Here is a 16,062-nt window from a genome sequence, read left to right as displayed (position 1 = left end):
GTGTGACCGGCCCGCTGTCATCGGCTGCGTAGTTGCCGGGAGAGCGGGCTTTGACATGCCAACCACACTTCAAGCCCCAGCCAATCGGCGAGCCGGTCGAGCGTGTCGGCTAGGCCAAAGATGGCCGCGTCATCGATCGTGGCATCAGGTTCGGGATGGATCGCCAGTACCGCGAGCTTGCCCTCGCGCCGGCGAGCGCGCAGGTCGAGCCGGGCGATCAGCCGCCCGTCGTGGAGAAACGGCATGACGTAGTAGCCGTAGACGCGCCGGTGCGCCGGTATGTAGAACTCGAGGCGGTAGCGAAAGCCGAAGAGGCGCTCGGCCCGCTCGCGGTACCAGATCAGCGAGTCGAACGGCGAGAGCAGGGCGTCGGACTCCACCCGGCGTGGCACCCGCGGGTTGCCGGCGACAAAAGCGGTCTCTCGCCAGCCTTCAACGCCGACGGGGGTGAGGGTTGTGTCCTCGATCAGCGTGGCGAGCGCGTCGCGTGTCGCTTGCGGGGCCAGTCGGTAGTAGTCGCGCAGGTCGCGTTCGGTGGCGACGCCGAGCGCGCTTGCCGCGCGGGTCAGCAGCGTGCGGTGGGCCTCCAGCGGCGACGGCGTCGGCGCCTCGATCACGGTGCGCGGCAGTACCCGCTCGGGTAGGTCGTAGTAGCGCTCAAAGCCGACACGCCGCGCGACCGTCACTTCGCCGGCGGCAAACAGCCACTCCAGGGCGGTTTTCTCCTCGCTCCAGTCCCACCACTGCCCGGCCGCTCCCTCGCGGGTAGTGATCGCGCCGGCCCGGATGGCGCCGTCGCGTTCGACATGCCGCAGCACCTGGCCAATGAGGTCGCGATGCGATTCGCCGAAGCGGGCCAGATGCTTGTAGATGCCGTGTCCCTCGCGGGCGCGCTGCATTCGCCAGCGCATTGCCGGATAGAGCGGCAGCGGCATCAGCGAGGCCTCGTGTCCCCAATATTCGAATAGCGCACGGTGGCGGTTGCCGCCCCAGGCGGCCTCGTCGAGCAGCGTGGCATCGTAGCCGCCGAGTCGTGCCTGCAACGGCAGATAGTGCGAGCGGGCCAGCGCGTTGACGGAGTCGATCTGCAGCACGCCGAGGCGCTCGATTAGCCGCCGCAGATGGCCGCGGTCGACCGGAACCGAGGCACGGGCGGTAAAGCCCTGGGCCTGGAGCGCCAGGCGGCGGGCCTGAGCGAGTGACAGTCGGCGTTGAGGGGAGCGATCGATAGCGGGCATCGGCGACACAGGGTGGCGGAAGGAGTGCCGGCAGTGTCGTCGACGAAAAGCATTGGAGCAACGTGACCTGCCCGCGCGCTGTCAACGCAATCTGCCAGCGGCGATGACGCCGCTGGCAGATAGACCCGAGCCGGGAGAGAGGCCCGTGAGGTGAGGGAGGCTACTGTGTATCGGCGTCCTGAAGCGCGCCGACGAGGGTGTCGACGTTGTGCTGGAACATGCCGAGATAGGTGCTGCCTTCGCCCTCCGCGGTGAGCGAGTCGGCGTAGAGCTCGCCGCCGATCGCCACGCCGGTCTCCTCGTGAAGCTGGTTGATCAGCGCCGGATTGGCCATGTTCTCGAGGAACAGCGCTCGCGCATGGCTTTCGTTGATCTGCTGGATCAGCTCTGCCATGTCGCTGGCGCTCGGCTCGGCCAGCGTGCTGAGACCGACCGGCGCAAGCATCGTGAGGCCGTAGGCATCCGCAAAGTAGCCGAACGCCTCATGGGAGGTGATGATCATTCGCTGGTCTGCGGGGATCTGAGAAAGACGCTCGTGAGCGGAGGCGTCGAGCGCTTCCATCTCGTCGAGGTAAGCCTCGGCGTTGTCACGATAGTCCTCGGCATTGTCCGGGTCGACCTCAACCAGCGCATCGCGGATGTTGCGCACGTACTGCTCGCCGTTCGCAAGGCTTTGCCAGGCATGCGGATCGGTGCCGCCGTGGTGGTGGTGATGCCCGCCCTCGTGAGCGTGCTCGTCGCCATGGTCATGGCCGTGAGCGTCGCCGTGGTCGTGCTCGTCGCCGTGGTCATGATCGTGCTCGTCGCCGTGGTCATGATCGTGCGCGTCGCCATGGTCATGGTCGTGATCGTTGCCGTGGTCGTGCTCGCCACCATGGTCATGGTCGTGAGCGTCGCCGTGATCGTGCTCGCCGCCATGGTCGTGAGCGTCGCCATGATCGTGGTCATGGTCGTGATCTTCGTGGCCATGATCGTGCTCGCCGTCGAATGCCAGCGTCTCGATTCCGTCGCTGGCGACGACCACGTCGCCTTCGTAGCCGCTGGCCTCGACCAGACGGTCGATCCAACCCTCGAACTGCAGCCCGTTGACCACGACCAGATCGGCATCCGCCAGCGACTGGGCGTCGGAGGGCTTGGGCGAGAAGGTATGGGCATCGCCGTTGGGGCCAACCAGCGACGTAACCGCAACGTGGTCGCCGCCCACCGTCGAAACCATGTCGTCGAGAATGCTGAAACTGGTGACGACCTTCAGCGGTGTCTGAGCGTTGGCGGTGGCGACAACGCCGAGGCTCAGGGTGCCCAGCATCAGGCTCTTGAGTGCGACGCCGGCAATCGGTGAACGAGACATCGACATTTCCTTTTCTTGGGGAGTGGTGAACGCGGGAAGGCGCGGGTGTTTCAAATGCAGCTCAACCGTGAGAATCGGCCGGAAGCACCGGCTCTACCCGTCGCCGCCAGCGAGCGAAGACGCTGTGGTAGCGGCCGAACAGCGCGGAAAGCAGATAGACCACGCCCGCCAGCAGAATGATGCAGGGGCCGGAGGGGAGGCCCGCGTGGTAGGAGACCAGCAGGCCGCCCACGCTCGAGAAAATGCCGATCGCGATCGCCAGGCCCATCAGACCCTCGACCCGCTTCGACCAGAACCGCGCCGCCGTCGCGGGTAGCATCATCAGCCCCACCGCCATCAGCGTGCCCAGCGTCTGGAAGCCGGCCGTGAGGTTGAGCACCATCAGCCCGAGGAAGAGCGCGTGGACCGCGCTGCCGCGAACGCCCTGGCCGCGCAGAAAGAGCGGGTCGAGACACTCGACGACGAGAATCCGGAAGATCGCCGCCAGCGTCAGCAGCGTGGCGCTGGAGACCGCCACGATCAGCCACAGCGCGGTGCTGTCGACGGCGAGAATCGAGCCGAACAGCACGTGGGTCAGATCGACGCTCGAGCCGCGCAGCGAGATCAGCATCACCCCCGCGGCCAGCGAGATGAGATAGAAGCTTGCGATCGCCGAGTCCTCTCGGTGGCCCGTCAGGCGGGAGACACCGCCGGCGAGCCCTGCCACCGCGAGCCCGGCGACCAGCCCACCCGCGCTCATCGCCGGCAGCGAGAACCCCGCCAGCAGGAAACCGACCGCAACGCCCGGCAGCACCGCGTGTGCCATGGCATCGCCGACCAGGCTCATGCCGCGCAGCGTGAGAAAGACGCCCAGCGGCGGCGCAACCAGCGACAGCGCGAGCCCAGCGACCAACGCACGACGCATGAAACCGAAATCGGTCAGCGGAGAGATAAACCAGTCGATCATGCCGGGCGCCTGCTAGCGGTAGAGGAGTGTGACTCGGCATCCAATTCGGCGTGATCCGATGCCGAAGGGCCTTCCGCGGCATCGAGCGATGCCGGTGCGACCCAGGTCGCTCGCCCGCGATCGAGCCACAGCACCTGATCTGCCAGGCGGCGCATCTGGTCGTGGTCGTGCAGTACGATGATGATCGACACACCCTCGGCGGCCATGTCACGCAGCACGTTGATCAGGATATCCACCGTGGTGGCGTCGACGTTGGCGAACGGCTCGTCGAGCAGTAATAACTGTGCCTTCTGCATCAGCGTGCGACCGAGCAGCGCCCGCTGGCGCTGGCCACCGGAGAGCTCGCCCAGCGGGCGGTGCTCGAACGCCTGAAGCCCGAGGCGGTGCATGATGGCCTGACCGCGCCGGTACTCTTCCGGGCCGTAGCCGCGAAAGCTGCCGTGGGTTGGCCAGCAGCCGGTCATCACCAGCTCCTCGACGCTCATCGGAAAAGTCAGATCCAGCGCCAGCTGCTGGGGCAGCCAGGCCCGGCGGTCGTTTGGCACGGCGCAGCGGATCTTTCCCTGGATCGGCTTGAGGACGCCCATGATGCCCTGCACCAGCGTACTCTTGCCGGCGCCGTTGGGCCCGACCAGCGCCGTGATGCTACCCGGCGCGAAAGTGCCCTCGACCGATTCGAGCACCATGCGGTTGCCCTGGGCGAGAGAGACGGAGTCGAGTGTGAGAATCGGCTCCATGGCTCAGCCCAACAGCCCGCCGGCCCACGCGGCCGCGAGCCACAACGCCAGCAGCGGCGGGAGCGTCAGCAGCATTCGCCGCCCGGCACCCAGAGACATGAGAGAAAAGTGACACGGCCCATCGGGGCGGTGTCGATGACGGTGTGACATGAGAGCAGCCTCTTGATCGGCCGCAGAGGTTATAACATAACAAATGAGGAGGGAAGAGGAGCGGGCGATATCGCCCGCTCGATGGCGGCAGTAGAGCGAACCGTGGATAACTCGCCGCAGCCAGAATTGCCTCGAAAGCGGCGCAAGGCTCGTCGTTCCCATGGTGAGACAGGTTACGTCCGCCTTCGTCTGATCGTTTCTTAAACCGGGGCTGACCCTAAGCCTTCGAGTGGGAGTTACGCTACGCTGGGTGTCGTCTCGCTATGGGGCGCGGGCTCGCCCATGCCCTGCAGACCCGTCACCAGCATGTCGACCTGAGACAGGGCGTTATGGGTCGACTGCTGCAGCCGCTCGCCGCCTTCTTCCTGATACTCGATGGCGATTTCGTGGAAATGCTCGATGCCGATCAGCTCCAGGGCGGTGCGGACGCTGGGCTCGAGATGGTTCATGTGCGCCATCGCTCCGCCAGCGCTGAATCCGTGCCCGCCGCGCGAGGAGAGAATCACGGCATGGCGGGGGCGATCGTTCAGCAACGGGCCTACCGAATGCTCGGGGTCTGTAGGGTCGAAGTAGACGGTCCGCCCCAGGCGGACGATCTGATCGATCCACGCCTTGAATGCCGCCGGATAGCTGTAGTTGTAAAGCGGTATGCCGAGCACCAGTACGTCGGCGGCGATCAGCTCGTCGACCAAGCGGTCGCTCTCGGCCAGCGCCTGGCGGGTGGTCTGCGTCTGTGCTTCCTCTGGGGTGAACGCGGCTTCGATCCACTCGACGGTCAAGAGCGAGGGCGGCTGGGCGCCCAGATCCCGCCGCATCACCAGGGTTTCGGGCCGAGCGGCTTTCCACCGTTCGACGAAGTGGTGGGTGAGCCTTCGGCTCAAGGAACCATGTTCGTGTGTGCCGGATCGGCCGGGCCGCGGGCTGGCATCGAGGTGCAGTAGTCGGGTCATCGTTCATCTCCTGGGTGAGAACTCGTGGATGAGTGAGGTCGGTTCATTCGTCCTCAGCACGCTGCCTATCAGAGCGCCCGGTGAAACTGGCGACAAACGATCATTTCTTGCCAGTATCGGAAAACAAAACTCATCCATCGAGTCAGCCCATGCCCGCCCGTCAATTGCCTTCCCTTTCTGCGCTGCGCGCTTTCGAGGCGGCAGCCCGTCATCTGAGTGCGAAGCGGGCCGCCGCAGAGCTTTCGGTGACACCGACTGCCATCAGCCATCAGATTCGTCAGCTCGAAGAACATCTCGGTGTGGCGCTGTTCATTCGCCATCCTCGTCAGCTACGACTCACCATTCAGGGGCAGGAACTGCTTACCGCGGCCAGCGAAGCTTTCGACACCCTGGCGAGCGCCGTGGCGCGTCTCCATCCCGTGCCCGAGCGCTTCAATGTGACGCTCTCCACCATCCCGGCGGTGGCGGCGCGGTGGTTGCTTCCTCGAGTAAGCGAGTTGCGTGACGCTCACCCGACTCTCAGCTTGAACCTGCAGATCTCTCATCACTTGGTAGCGCTGGACGGCGTGGCGGCGGACATGGCGATTCGTTATGGCACTGGCGACTGGCCGGGTCTGATGGCCGAGAAGCTGTTCGACAACACCTTCGTCCCTGCATGCAGTCCCGCGCTGGGCATACGCACCTCCGATGATTTGCACCACGCAACGCTGATTCATTACGAGCCACCCAACTACACGGGGGCGCTGCTCAGCTGGTCGGCGTGGCAGAAGTTGGCCCGGGTGCCCTCTCTCGACGTCACCGGCGGCCTGGTCTTTTCCGACGAGACGCACACCATTGCCGCCGCGCTTGGCGGACAGGGTGTCGCCCTGATGAGCCGGACACTGATCGCCGAGGAGCTAGCTGACGGTCGTCTGATCGAACCTTTCGGCCCGGTACTGCCCGGCAAACCGTTCTATCTGGTTTATCCCCCGGCGCGACGCGACGAGTCCGCCATCCAGGCGGTGCGGGAGTGGGTGCTGACGCTGGCCGGCGACGTGGGATGAAGCGTGGATACCGATTTCGACGGTACCGGTGAAGTGCCGTTCCCCGCACTCGCGGGGTGTGAAATACATGTGACGAAGTCGACACCAGCCGGCGCTCATCGCTGGAATAAAAAAACCCGGCGCCACTGGCGCCGGGTTCGGTTACGTCGTGGTGCGCGAGGCGCGATCAGACGTCGAAGCGGTCGTGCATCATCACCTTGTTCCAGGCGGCGGCGAAGTCGCGGACGAGCTTCTCGTGGCCGCCTTTCTGGGCGTAGAACTCACTGAGCTGACGCAGCTGGGAGTTGGCGCCGAAGATCAGGTCGCAGCGGGTCGCCTGGAAGTGAGTCTGGCCGCTGCGGCGGTCGTCGAGAGTGAACGTCAGGCCCTCTTCGTCGACTTTCTTCCAATCGAAGTCCGGCGAGGTCAGGTTGACGAAGAAGTCGTTGGTCAGTACGCCGGGGCGGTCGGTAAACACCCCGTGCCGCTGGTAGGCGCCTTTGGCATTGATGTCGAGCACGCGCAGGCCGCCGGTGAGCGCGGTCCACTCCGGTGCCGACAGCCCCAGCAGCGCGGCGCGATCCAGGAATATCTCCTCCGGCGAGACGTTGTACGTGATGTCGTCGCGATGGAAGTTCCGGAAGCCGTCGGAAACCGGTTCGAGCCAGCGGAAGGTCTGCTCGTCGGTCTGCTCGGGGGTGGCATCGTTGCGGCCCGGTGTGAAGGGCACATCGACGGTGACGCCGGCATCCTTGGCGGCTTGCTCGACGGCAGCACAGCCGCCCAGCACGATCAGGTCCGCCAGCGAGATCCTCTTGTTGCCCGCCTGGGCACCGTCGAAGTCGCGCTTGATGCCCTCCAGTACGTCGAGCACCTGTGAGAGGTCGTCGGGGTTGTTGACCGGCCAGTCCTTCATGGGCGCCAGACGGATGCGGGCACCGTCGGCACCGCCGCGCTTGTCGGAGGTGCGGAAGGTCGAGGCCGCTCCCCAGGCGACGGCCGCCAGCTGGGAGACGCTGGGTCCGGAACTTAGAATACGACTCTTGAGATCGGCGATATCCTGCGCATCGACCAGCTCGAAGTCGACGGCGGGAATCGGGTCCTGCCAGAGGAGTTCTTCCTGCGGGACTTCCGGGCCGAGATAGCGTGCCTTGGGGCCCATGTCGCGGTGGGTGAGCTTGTACCAGGCGCGTGAGAAGGCGTCGGTGAAGTAGTCGAAGTCGTTAAGGAATTTTTCGCAGATCTGACGATAGGCGGGGTCGACCTTCAGCGCGATGTCGGAAGTCATCATCATCAGCGGATGATCGACGCCCGTCAGGTGCGCGTCCGGCGTGCGCGGGGCGTTTCTGTCGACCGGTGTCCACTGCAACGACCCGGCGGGACTCTTCGTCTTCTCCCACTCGAAGTTGAACAGGTTCTCGAGATAGCTGTTGTCCCACTGGGTCGGGTTCTGCGTCCAGGAGCCTTCGATCCCGTTGGTCATGGTGTCTTCGGCATTACCCTTGCCGCGCGGGTTGTGCCAGCCCAGACCCTGGGCTTCCATCGGCGCGCCCTCCGGGGCAAAGCCGATCTGGTCCGGCGGGGTCATGCCGTGAGACTTGCCGAAGGCGTGACCACCGGCGATCAGGGCGACGGTCTCTTCGTCATTCATCGCCATGCGGCCGAAGGTGGTACGGATGTCGGCGGCAGAGTCTTCCGGGATACCCTGCTTGGCCGAACCTTCCGGGTCGACGTAGATCAGGTTCGAGTTGGAGGCTGCCAGCGGGGCTTCGAGATCATAGCGTTCGTCACCGGGTTCGCCGGTCCAGCGCAGATCGCGATTGACCATCTGGTCCGGGTGGCCTTCGAACGGGCCGTGCGGCGCGTCTTCGATCTTCTTGCCATACCAGGATTCCGGGCCCCAGTAGGTCAGATTGTCGGGTTCCCAGGCGTCGATACGGCCCCCGGCAAAGCCGAAGGTCGGGAAGTTCATGATCTCCAGCGAGCAGTTACCGGTGAGCACGATCAAATCCGCCCAGGAGATGGCAGCACCGTATTTTTGTTTGATGGGCCAGAGCAGACGGCGGGACTTGTCGACGTTGCCGTTGTCCCACCAGCTATTGATCGGGGCGAAGCGCTGCATGGCTTCGCCGGCGCCACCGCGGCCATCGGCGATGCGGTAGGTGCCGGCAGAGTGCCACGCCATGCGGATCATCTGCGGCCCGTAGTTGCCATAGTCGGACGGCCACCAATCCACTGACGAGGTCAGCAGCGCCTTGATCTCTCGCTTGATGTCGGCGAGATCCAGCTGATTGAAGGCCTCGGAATAATCGAAATCGGGGTCCTGGGGGCTGGAGGCTGGGGAATTCTGGTTCAGCAGCTCCACCTTGAGGCGGTTGGGCCACCAGTGATCGGTGGTGGGCTCGGAGCCGGCTACGCCTCCCACCGAATTCCCGGCGAAAGGACACTTGCCTGTAATCTTGATCTCTTCGCTCATGCTGTCCGTCCTTAACGTCGTTGAGTCGACTTCTATTGCAGCTCTCATGGGTACTGACGAGGCGGCGTGACAAGGCGCAGAGGATCCACGTGGCGCTGGCGGCGCCGTCCGCGTCCTGGCATCACGGCCGAACTCCAAGCATAAGTAAACTTGGGAATCAGCGGTGGGATTTGACGATGACTTCTGGCTAAGCGGGCGTTCGACTTTCGCTATGCAACAGCAGCGGCGGGAGGAGAAAGGGCGATGCGAGAGGGTAGTGCGACAGGGTGGTGCGAGAGGGTGGTCTGACTAACACCATGATGGCGAGGAATTCCTGAGTATCGACATCCCGATGGCGTAGACGGCCACCTATCAACGGTATCGATAGTCGCCTTCGGTGTGGTTCGTTAACACCCTAATAATGTTTGCTCCAAAATGGCGTCATCGGTTGGGCAGCACCAGCCACGCCAACGACAGCTTTTGGAGATTCATTATGAAAAATCGCATCCTCGCCGCACTCGCGCTTGCCCTCGCAGTTCCCGCTGCCGCCCAGGCCAACAGTGTGATGACCGAAAAAGCCTTCGACGCGCTCAGTGAACCGTTGAACACGCAGGCCACTGCCGACTATCAGGCGTTACCCACACAGTACCGACTCGATACCGTCAGCGGCGGCCATAGCGCGGAGGCCGATCGCTCGCTGGCGCAGGTGGCCGAGCAGACTCAGCGCGGCACGCACCTCACCGGCGGTAACGCGGAACGCGTCAGCCAGGGCCATAGCGTTGCTGCAGGCCAGGCGCTCGAGAACGTCAACGGTGGCAGTGCCCCGCAAGGCAACGTCGAATTGTCCGTCGCCAGCATCGACTGATCGACGCAGGGACACGCTCGCGCTTGATGGCGCGAGAGGTGTCAGTCAGCAAAACGTCTTGAGCGGTACCCGATATTTCCCGGTACCTCCAGCTTCCCCGGTCCTCTCGAGGTCCGGGGTTTTTTCGTTTGGCGGGACGTTGACGGTAGCGCGTTGTCGACGACCGGTCAGTCGTCGTTGCCCGGGGCCTGGAAGGCGCGCTTGTCGTCGGGCAGGCGGACCATGTCGCCGATCTCGAGCCCGGCATGGCTGTCGTGGCGGGTGCCGCCGTCATCGATCAGCGCGGCGATCTCGCCGATGCTGACGCCATCCTTGTACGCCTCGACCTTGATCCGGGCCGTCGCGCCCTTGTAGTGCGCGGTGAGAATCATGCCGGGGTGCGGTTCGACTCGGTGCTGGGGATCCTTGGCATAGTGGCTATCGACGCTCTCGCCGCCGGGGGCATCCCATTCGACGTGCTTGTGCATGGCTCTCTCCTTGTCGACGTGATTGACGACGAAAGGGTAGCGCGGATTGGGCGTTGTTGCCGAACGCGATGCGCCGGATCGCGGAGTGGTGAGGCGACGAAGGCTTGTCTTTTTCAGGGGGGCACAGCAGAGTGAAAGCGTCGCTATGCGACGTGTCGATCCATAACAATCCGATGCATCTTTCAAGATTATCACCCAGCAACACTTAACCTCGAACCACAACAAAGAGAGTGACGCTCACCATGAAAAAGACGGTTCTGGCGCTGGCCATCGCGGCCGGCTCAGTCTGCGGTGTCGCAGCGCAGGCGGATGTGAAGGTCGGTTTTCTCGGCGGATTCACTGGCGGCATCGAAAGTCTCACGCCGCCGATCTTCGACGGCGCCAAGCTGGCGGTCGAGGAGGTCAACGCCCAGGGCGGGCTGCTCGACGGCGAGACGATGGCGATGCCGTCGGGCGATACCACCTGTTCGGACGCGGCGGCAGCCTCCAACGCGGCCGACCGGCTGGTCAACAGCGAGCAGGTGACGGCGATCGTTGGCGCGCTCTGCACCGGTGCGACCATCGCTGCGGCCAACAACGCGGCGATTCCGGGCGGTGTGGTAATGGTTTCGCCGGCCTCCACCGCGCCGGCGGTGACGGATCTCGATGACGACGATCTGGTCTTCCGCACCGTGCCATCGGATGCCTTCCAGGGCGAGCAGCTCGCCAAGCTGCTGCTCTCCAAGGGGATCGAGGACCTCGCGGTCACCTACGTCAACAACGACTATGGTCAGGGGCTCGACAGCGCTTTCACCGAGACCTACGAAGCCGAAGGCGGCTCGATCTCGGCGAACCTGGCGCATGAGGACAATCGCGCCGACTATCGCTCGGAGATCGGTCAGCTCTCTGCCAGTGGGTCGCAGACACTGGTCGTGCTGGCTTATGCCGACACCTCCGGTCAAACGATTCTGCGCCAGGCCTATGAAAGCGGTGCCTTCTCACAGTTCGCCGGGGCCGACGGCATGGTCGGCAACTCGCTGGTCGAGGCCGTGGGTTCGGATGTACTCGAGGGGATGATCGCGACGCGCCCGGGGTCGCCGGATTCGCCGGGTACCGACACCTTCACCGAGCTCGCCGAGGAAGCCGGGATCGATCCCAGCGCGGTGTTCGCGGCGCAGTCCTATGACGCCGCCTTCCTGCTGGCGATGGCGATCGAGAAGAACGGCAGTGCCGACCGCGAAGGGCTCTCCCAGGCGCTGCGCGACGTGGCCACCGCGCCGGGCGAGACGATCCTTCCCGGGGAGTGGGAGAAGGCGAAGCGCCTGATCGGCGAAGGCACCGAGGTCGATTATCAGGGCGCCGCCGGCGACCATGAGTTCGACGACAACGGCGACGTACCGGGCATCGTGGTCGAGATGGCAGTCGAGGACGGCCAGTTCGTCACCAAGGGACCAATTGGTGACTGAATAGCGTCACCCAAGGGCCGGTAGAGGCGTGATCACTCGCTGCCGGTCGCGGCGCCGCTACAAGAAACCCCGGGCATTGGCCCGGGGTTTTTTCGTTGCGGTTGCGTCGGCGCGTCGCCGTTTCGAACCTCAGTCGTGGTGCGCCACTTTCTCTGGAATCAGTCCACGCGGGGCGAAGCGCAGCACCATCAGGATCAGCAGCCCGATAACGAACACCCGCGCCTGCAGCGCCTGGCTATCCATATTGCCTGGTTGCCAGTCGAACCACATCCCGCCGAGCTCGGCGACGAAGTGCGCCAGTGCCAGCGCCATCGGTCCGGACATGATCCAGATCACGTAGACCAGCACGGCGCCGAAAAGCGTGCCGAGATTATTGCCGGGCCCGCCGAGAATCACCATCACCAGCACCAGGAAGGTGTGATTGAGCGGCAGATAGCCCTGAGCGTCGAAGATGCCGGTGAAGCTGGTCAGCGCGGCCCCGCCGATGCCCATGAGCACGCAGCCGAAGACGAAGATTTCCTGACGCCGGCGGTTGATCGACTTGCCCATCGCCGCCGCCGAGACTTCGTTGTCGCGGATGGCGCGGATCATTCGGCCCCAGGGCGCGTGATAGGCACGGTGGAGCAGAAAGAAGATCACCGCGATCATCACCACCGTCACCGACAGATAGAGCGCCCGGGCGGTGATGAAGCCGACCTCGCCCGGCGAGGGCACCGGCCACGGCAGCGGCGAGATGGTGGCGGTACCGCGGGTCAGCCAGTCGGAGTTCTTGAGAAACGCCTTGATGATCTCGGCGATACCCAGCGTGGCGATGACCAGATAGTCCGCCCGCAGCCCGAGGCAGATGTGCCCGATCAGATAGCCCACGCCGCCGGCGAGCAGGCCGCCGACGATCCAGCCGACCCACACCGGCAGCCCCAGCCCGCCGATGAAGTCGACCTGGGATTCGATGTCGCCGGTGACCTCCCGCAGCCAGCTGATGACCACCAGGTAGGCGATCAGCCCGACGAGAATCGTGATAAGGGTCCGCGCCAGCTTGGGGACGCCGAGCCGGTCGATCCGGCTGACGGCAACGACCAGCGCGATCGCCGCGACGATGGCAAGCAGCACGCCGCCGAGACGTCCGGGCAGGTCGCTTGACCAGAAGTCATGATTGACCGGGATGCTGAAGAAGGTAGCGGAGAAGCCGCCCAGGGCGACGAAGCCCATGATGCCGGCGTTGAACTGGCCGGCGTAGCCCCACTGGATGGTCAGGCCGAGAGCCAGGATCGCGTAGCAGGCGGCCTCGACCAGCATGCGCGTGGCGTAGGCGCCGCCCATGGCGAAGAACACGCCGAGCACGACGACGATCAGGCCCCCGAACAGAACCAGCTCGCGGGTGGGCACGGTGGGGCGGGAGGATGAATGCTGGGGAGTCGTCATCAGATCACCTTCCCTTTGAACAGACCGGTCGGACGCCAGATCAAAACCGCGATCAGGATGAAGAACGGCACCACGATCTTGTACTCGGTGCCGACCAGCGCGAGGTTGTTGGGTAGCTCGATCCAGCTCGGCAGGCTGTCGCGCAGCGGGCGCAGGAGGACCGACCAGTTGAAGACGGCGAGCGTTTCGGCAAAGCCCACCAGAAAGCCGCCGGCGACGGCGCCGAAGGGGTGGCCGACGCCGCCGACGATGGCCGCGGCGAAGATCGGCAGCAGCAGGAAGAAGCTCAGATCCGGCTTGAAGGCAACGTCCAGTGACAGCAGCGTGCCGGCGAGCGTCGCCAGCGATCCGGCGATCACCCAGGTCAGGGTGACGATGAGTCGGGTATTGATGCCGGAAGCGCGGGCGAGATCCGGGTTGTCCGACATCGCCCGCATCGCCTTGCCTAGCCGCGAGCGGGTCAGAAACAGATGCAGCGCGATGACGCTGGCGATCGTCACCACGAACAGGATGATCTGCGGCTCGGTGAGGATGATCGGCCGCGTGACGCCGGGCACCTCGAGGCGGAAGATCTCCTTGCGCGCATCGACGTAGAGACTCTGGGCGCCGGTGCCGGAGAAGAGCCGGATCAGCCCCTGCAGCATCAGGGTGACGCCGAGCGAGGCGATCACCAGGACGATCGGCTTGACGCCATGGTTGCGCAGCGGCTGATAGAAGACGCGGTCGATGCCCACCGCGGCCAGCGAGGTCAGCACCATGGCGATCGGCAGCATGACGACCGCCGTCGGGAGGCCGAGCGGTTCGCCGGCATGGGGAAACAGCAGCGTCAGCAACAGCACCAGAAAGGCGCCAAGGGTCATCATGTCGGCGTGGGCAAAGTGGGCGAAACGCAGAATGCTGTAGATCAGCGTCACCCCGATTGCGCCCATGGCGTAGATGCTGCCGGTGACGCTGCCCGCTACGACCACATAGTTGAAGAAATAAATCAGCTCATTCACGGCGAAGTCTCGATCGTTGTCATTGGCGTCATCGCTGTCGTTGCAAGCGTCGTTGTCGTTGGAATCGTCGGCTTGGGCCTTGGCCCGGGCTCAGCCGCCCAGAAAGCTCCTGGCGACCTCGGGATCGTCGAGCAGCGCCTGACCGGTATCGGTGAAGCGGTTCTGGCCGGCGGCGAGCACGAAGCCCTTGTCGGCAATGCGCAGCGCCTGCTTGGCGTTCTGCTCGACCATCAGCACGCCGACGCCGGCCTCAGTGATCGTTTTCACCCGCTCGAAGATTTCGTTCATGTAGCGCGGCGAGAGACCGGCGGTGGGTTCGTCCAGCAGCAGCACGCTGGGCTCGTTCATCAGCGCCCGGCCCATCGCGACCATCTGGCGCTGGCCGCCGGAGAGCTCGCCGGCAGGCTGGCGGCGTTTCTCCTTCAGCGGGGGAAAGAACTCGTAGATCTGCTGCTTGAGGCGAGAGGCGGTGGCGGGCTTGAGAAAGGCGCCCATCTCCAGGTTCTCCTCCACGGAGAGACTCGGGAAGATGTTCTTCTCCTGCGGCACGAATCCCATGCCGCGCTCGACCAGCTTGTGCGGAGAGAGGTTGGTGATCGGCTCGCCTCTGAGCCGAATCTCGCCACCGGTGATGGTGAGCAGGCCGAAGATTGCCTTGAGCATGGTGGACTTGCCGGCGCCATTGGGGCCGACGATCACCCCGATCTCGTCGGCCTCGATCGTCATGTCGACGCCGTTGAGGATGTTCATGCCGCCGTAGCCGCCGTGAACGTCGATCGCTTCGAGTAGAGGCATGGTTGGCTCGTGTCTGCGTTGTTGTCTTGTTGGCTGATGAGCGGACCGCCTGGCGGTCGGGTAGGGCCTGGCGTTGGCGTCTGGCTAGGCGGAGGCCGCCTCCGACTCGGGGTCGGCGCCGAAGTAGGCCTCGATCACCGCCGGGTCGTTCTGAATGTCCTCGATCGATCCCTGCCTCATGACCTGCCCCTGGGCGAGCACGATGACCGGATCGCAGAGTCGGGCGATCATCTCCATGTCGTGTTCGATCACCAGGAAGGTGTAGCCGAGCTCTCGGTTGAGTCGTTCGATATTGCTGATCAGGTCGCCCAGCAGGGTGCGGTTGACGCCGGCGGCGATCTCGTCGAGCAGGACGACCCGGGCATCGGTCATCATGGTGCGGCCGAGTTCGAGCAGCTTCTTCTGCCCGCCGGAGAGATTGCCGGCAAGTTCGTTACGCACGTGGGAGAGTCCCACGAAGTCGAGCACTTCCAGCGCGCGCCGACGCGTCTCGGTCTCTTGACGTTTGACCTCGCCGGGCTTGAACCAGGTGCTGAAGAGGTTTTCTCCCTCCTGACCCGGCGGCACCATCATGAGATTCTCCAGCGCGCTCAGATGGCTGAATTCATGAGCGATCTGAAACGTGCGCAGCAGGCCCTTGTGGAAGCGGCGGTTGGCGGAGAGGTGAGTGATTGCCTCGCCGTTGAGCAGGACCTCACCGCTGTCGGGGGAGAGACTGCCGGCGATGATGTTGAAGAGTGTCGACTTGCCCGCACCGTTGGGGCCGATCATGCCGGTAATCGAGCCTTTTTCGACCTGAATCGAGCAGTCGTCGATAACCGTGAGGCCACCGAACGCCTTGCGTACGTGGCGGACGTCGATGATGGGTGTCATCGGCTTTTCCCTGTGTCGTTGTTCGTTGTTAGGGCTTGGCTAGTTGTTAGGGCTTGGGTAGTTGTTAGGACTTGGCTAGTCGTCAGGGCCGGCGTGGCGCTCGGGTACGGTGCTGCGCGCCGGCTGTGATCGCAGTCTGGCCGTACGCAAGCCGCGATGACGCGGGCGTCGACCCCACCGACGGCCCTCTTCGACCTCATCTTAATCCGTTTTCGTCTCCGGAATCAGCCCCTTCCGCCGTCTCACTGGGTGCTGCGGTGCAATCCGTGTCAAAGCGCTGGCCGTTGACCCGGGCATCGATATCGCTGGGAGAGACGCGGGTCGTCATGCGCCGGGCGATCCCGGAAACAC

At 64.5% G+C, this 16,062-nt stretch carries 14 protein-coding genes; 3 read left to right on the top strand and 11 right to left on the bottom strand.

What is annotated here, in order from left to right; translation table 11 throughout:
• Positions 1-17: 17 nt before the first annotated feature.
• The 5 genes from DOM41_RS00420 to DOM41_RS00400 all read right to left on the bottom strand — a co-directional run bounded on the left by DOM41_RS00420 (position 18) and on the right by DOM41_RS00400 (position 5,369).
• Positions 18-1,238 (bottom strand): winged helix-turn-helix domain-containing protein, encoded by a 1,221-nt coding sequence (locus DOM41_RS00420; protein WP_110684871.1) that lies wholly within the window; start codon positions 1,236-1,238, stop codon positions 18-20.
• Between the two features lie 160 nt (positions 1,239-1,398).
• Positions 1,399-2,586 carry a metal ABC transporter solute-binding protein, Zn/Mn family gene (locus tag DOM41_RS00415; RefSeq protein ID WP_188112342.1) on the bottom strand — a complete coding sequence of 396 codons (1,188 nt, stop codon included), beginning with the start codon at positions 2,584-2,586 and terminating at the stop codon, positions 1,399-1,401.
• A gap of 61 nt (positions 2,587-2,647) precedes the next feature.
• Entirely contained in the window at positions 2,648-3,532 is an 885-nt protein-coding gene (locus DOM41_RS00410; RefSeq protein WP_110684870.1) for a metal ABC transporter permease, read from the bottom strand.
• Positions 3,529-4,269 carry a metal ABC transporter ATP-binding protein gene (locus tag DOM41_RS00405; protein WP_110684869.1) on the bottom strand — a complete coding sequence of 247 codons (741 nt, stop codon included), beginning with the start codon at positions 4,267-4,269 and terminating at the stop codon, positions 3,529-3,531. Before DOM41_RS00405 ends, DOM41_RS00410 begins: the two co-directional genes overlap by 4 nt.
• A gap of 386 nt (positions 4,270-4,655) precedes the next feature.
• A complete protein-coding gene (locus DOM41_RS00400; protein WP_110684868.1) occupies positions 4,656-5,369 on the bottom strand; it encodes an FMN-dependent NADH-azoreductase in 714 nt (237 codons plus the stop codon).
• 149 nt (positions 5,370-5,518) lie between these two features.
• Between DOM41_RS00400 and DOM41_RS00395 the strand changes: the two genes are divergently transcribed.
• Positions 5,519-6,412 carry a LysR substrate-binding domain-containing protein gene (locus DOM41_RS00395; protein WP_110684867.1) on the top strand — a complete coding sequence of 298 codons (894 nt, stop codon included), beginning with the start codon at positions 5,519-5,521 and terminating at the stop codon, positions 6,410-6,412.
• A 166-nt stretch (positions 6,413-6,578) separates the two neighbouring features.
• On the opposite strand, the gene katG is transcribed toward DOM41_RS00395, so the two are convergent.
• The gene (gene katG, locus DOM41_RS00390) at positions 6,579-8,867 is read right to left on the bottom strand and encodes a catalase/peroxidase HPI (RefSeq protein ID WP_110684866.1); all 2,289 of its coding nucleotides are present in this window, start codon (positions 8,865-8,867) and stop codon (positions 6,579-6,581) included.
• Between the two features lie 472 nt (positions 8,868-9,339).
• Here katG and DOM41_RS00385 point away from each other — a divergent pair, with 472 nt between their 5' ends.
• Positions 9,340-9,711, top strand: coding sequence for a hypothetical protein (locus DOM41_RS00385; protein ID WP_110684865.1), 372 nt, complete (start codon positions 9,340-9,342; stop codon positions 9,709-9,711).
• A 167-nt stretch (positions 9,712-9,878) separates the two neighbouring features.
• Here DOM41_RS00385 and DOM41_RS00380 read toward each other — a convergent pair whose 3' ends face one another.
• Positions 9,879-10,178: a hypothetical protein gene (locus DOM41_RS00380; RefSeq protein WP_110684864.1), complete on the bottom strand. Its 300-nt coding sequence runs from the start codon at positions 10,176-10,178 to the stop codon at positions 9,879-9,881.
• Between the two features lie 242 nt (positions 10,179-10,420).
• Here DOM41_RS00380 and DOM41_RS00375 point away from each other — a divergent pair, with 242 nt between their 5' ends.
• Positions 10,421-11,623, top strand: a complete 1,203-nt coding sequence (locus DOM41_RS00375; protein WP_110684863.1) for an ABC transporter substrate-binding protein — start codon at positions 10,421-10,423, stop codon at positions 11,621-11,623.
• 129 nt (positions 11,624-11,752) lie between these two features.
• Here the strand turns inward: DOM41_RS00375 and DOM41_RS00370 are convergent, their stop codons facing one another.
• The 4 genes from DOM41_RS00370 to DOM41_RS00355 form a co-directional block, all read right to left on the bottom strand.
• Positions 11,753-13,045 carry a branched-chain amino acid ABC transporter permease gene (locus tag DOM41_RS00370; RefSeq protein WP_110684862.1) on the bottom strand — a complete coding sequence of 431 codons (1,293 nt, stop codon included), beginning with the start codon at positions 13,043-13,045 and terminating at the stop codon, positions 11,753-11,755.
• Positions 13,045-14,043: a branched-chain amino acid ABC transporter permease gene (locus DOM41_RS00365; protein ID WP_110684861.1), complete on the bottom strand. Its 999-nt coding sequence runs from the start codon at positions 14,041-14,043 to the stop codon at positions 13,045-13,047. The genes DOM41_RS00370 and DOM41_RS00365 overlap by 1 nt, the downstream gene beginning before the upstream one ends.
• A 90-nt stretch (positions 14,044-14,133) precedes the next feature.
• Positions 14,134-14,838: an ABC transporter ATP-binding protein gene (locus tag DOM41_RS00360; protein ID WP_110684860.1), complete on the bottom strand. Its 705-nt coding sequence runs from the start codon at positions 14,836-14,838 to the stop codon at positions 14,134-14,136.
• A gap of 84 nt (positions 14,839-14,922) precedes the next feature.
• On the bottom strand, positions 14,923-15,711 hold the full coding sequence (locus DOM41_RS00355; protein ID WP_110684859.1) for an ABC transporter ATP-binding protein: 789 nt from the start codon (positions 15,709-15,711) through the stop codon (positions 14,923-14,925).
• Positions 15,712-16,062: the final 351 nt, after the last annotated feature.

Origin of the sequence: Salinicola aestuarinus (assembly GCF_003206645.1) — a bacterium.
Taxonomy (GTDB): Bacteria; Pseudomonadota; Gammaproteobacteria; order Pseudomonadales; family Halomonadaceae; genus Salinicola; species Salinicola aestuarinus.
This window is presented reverse-complemented; position numbering and strand designations above follow the sequence as displayed.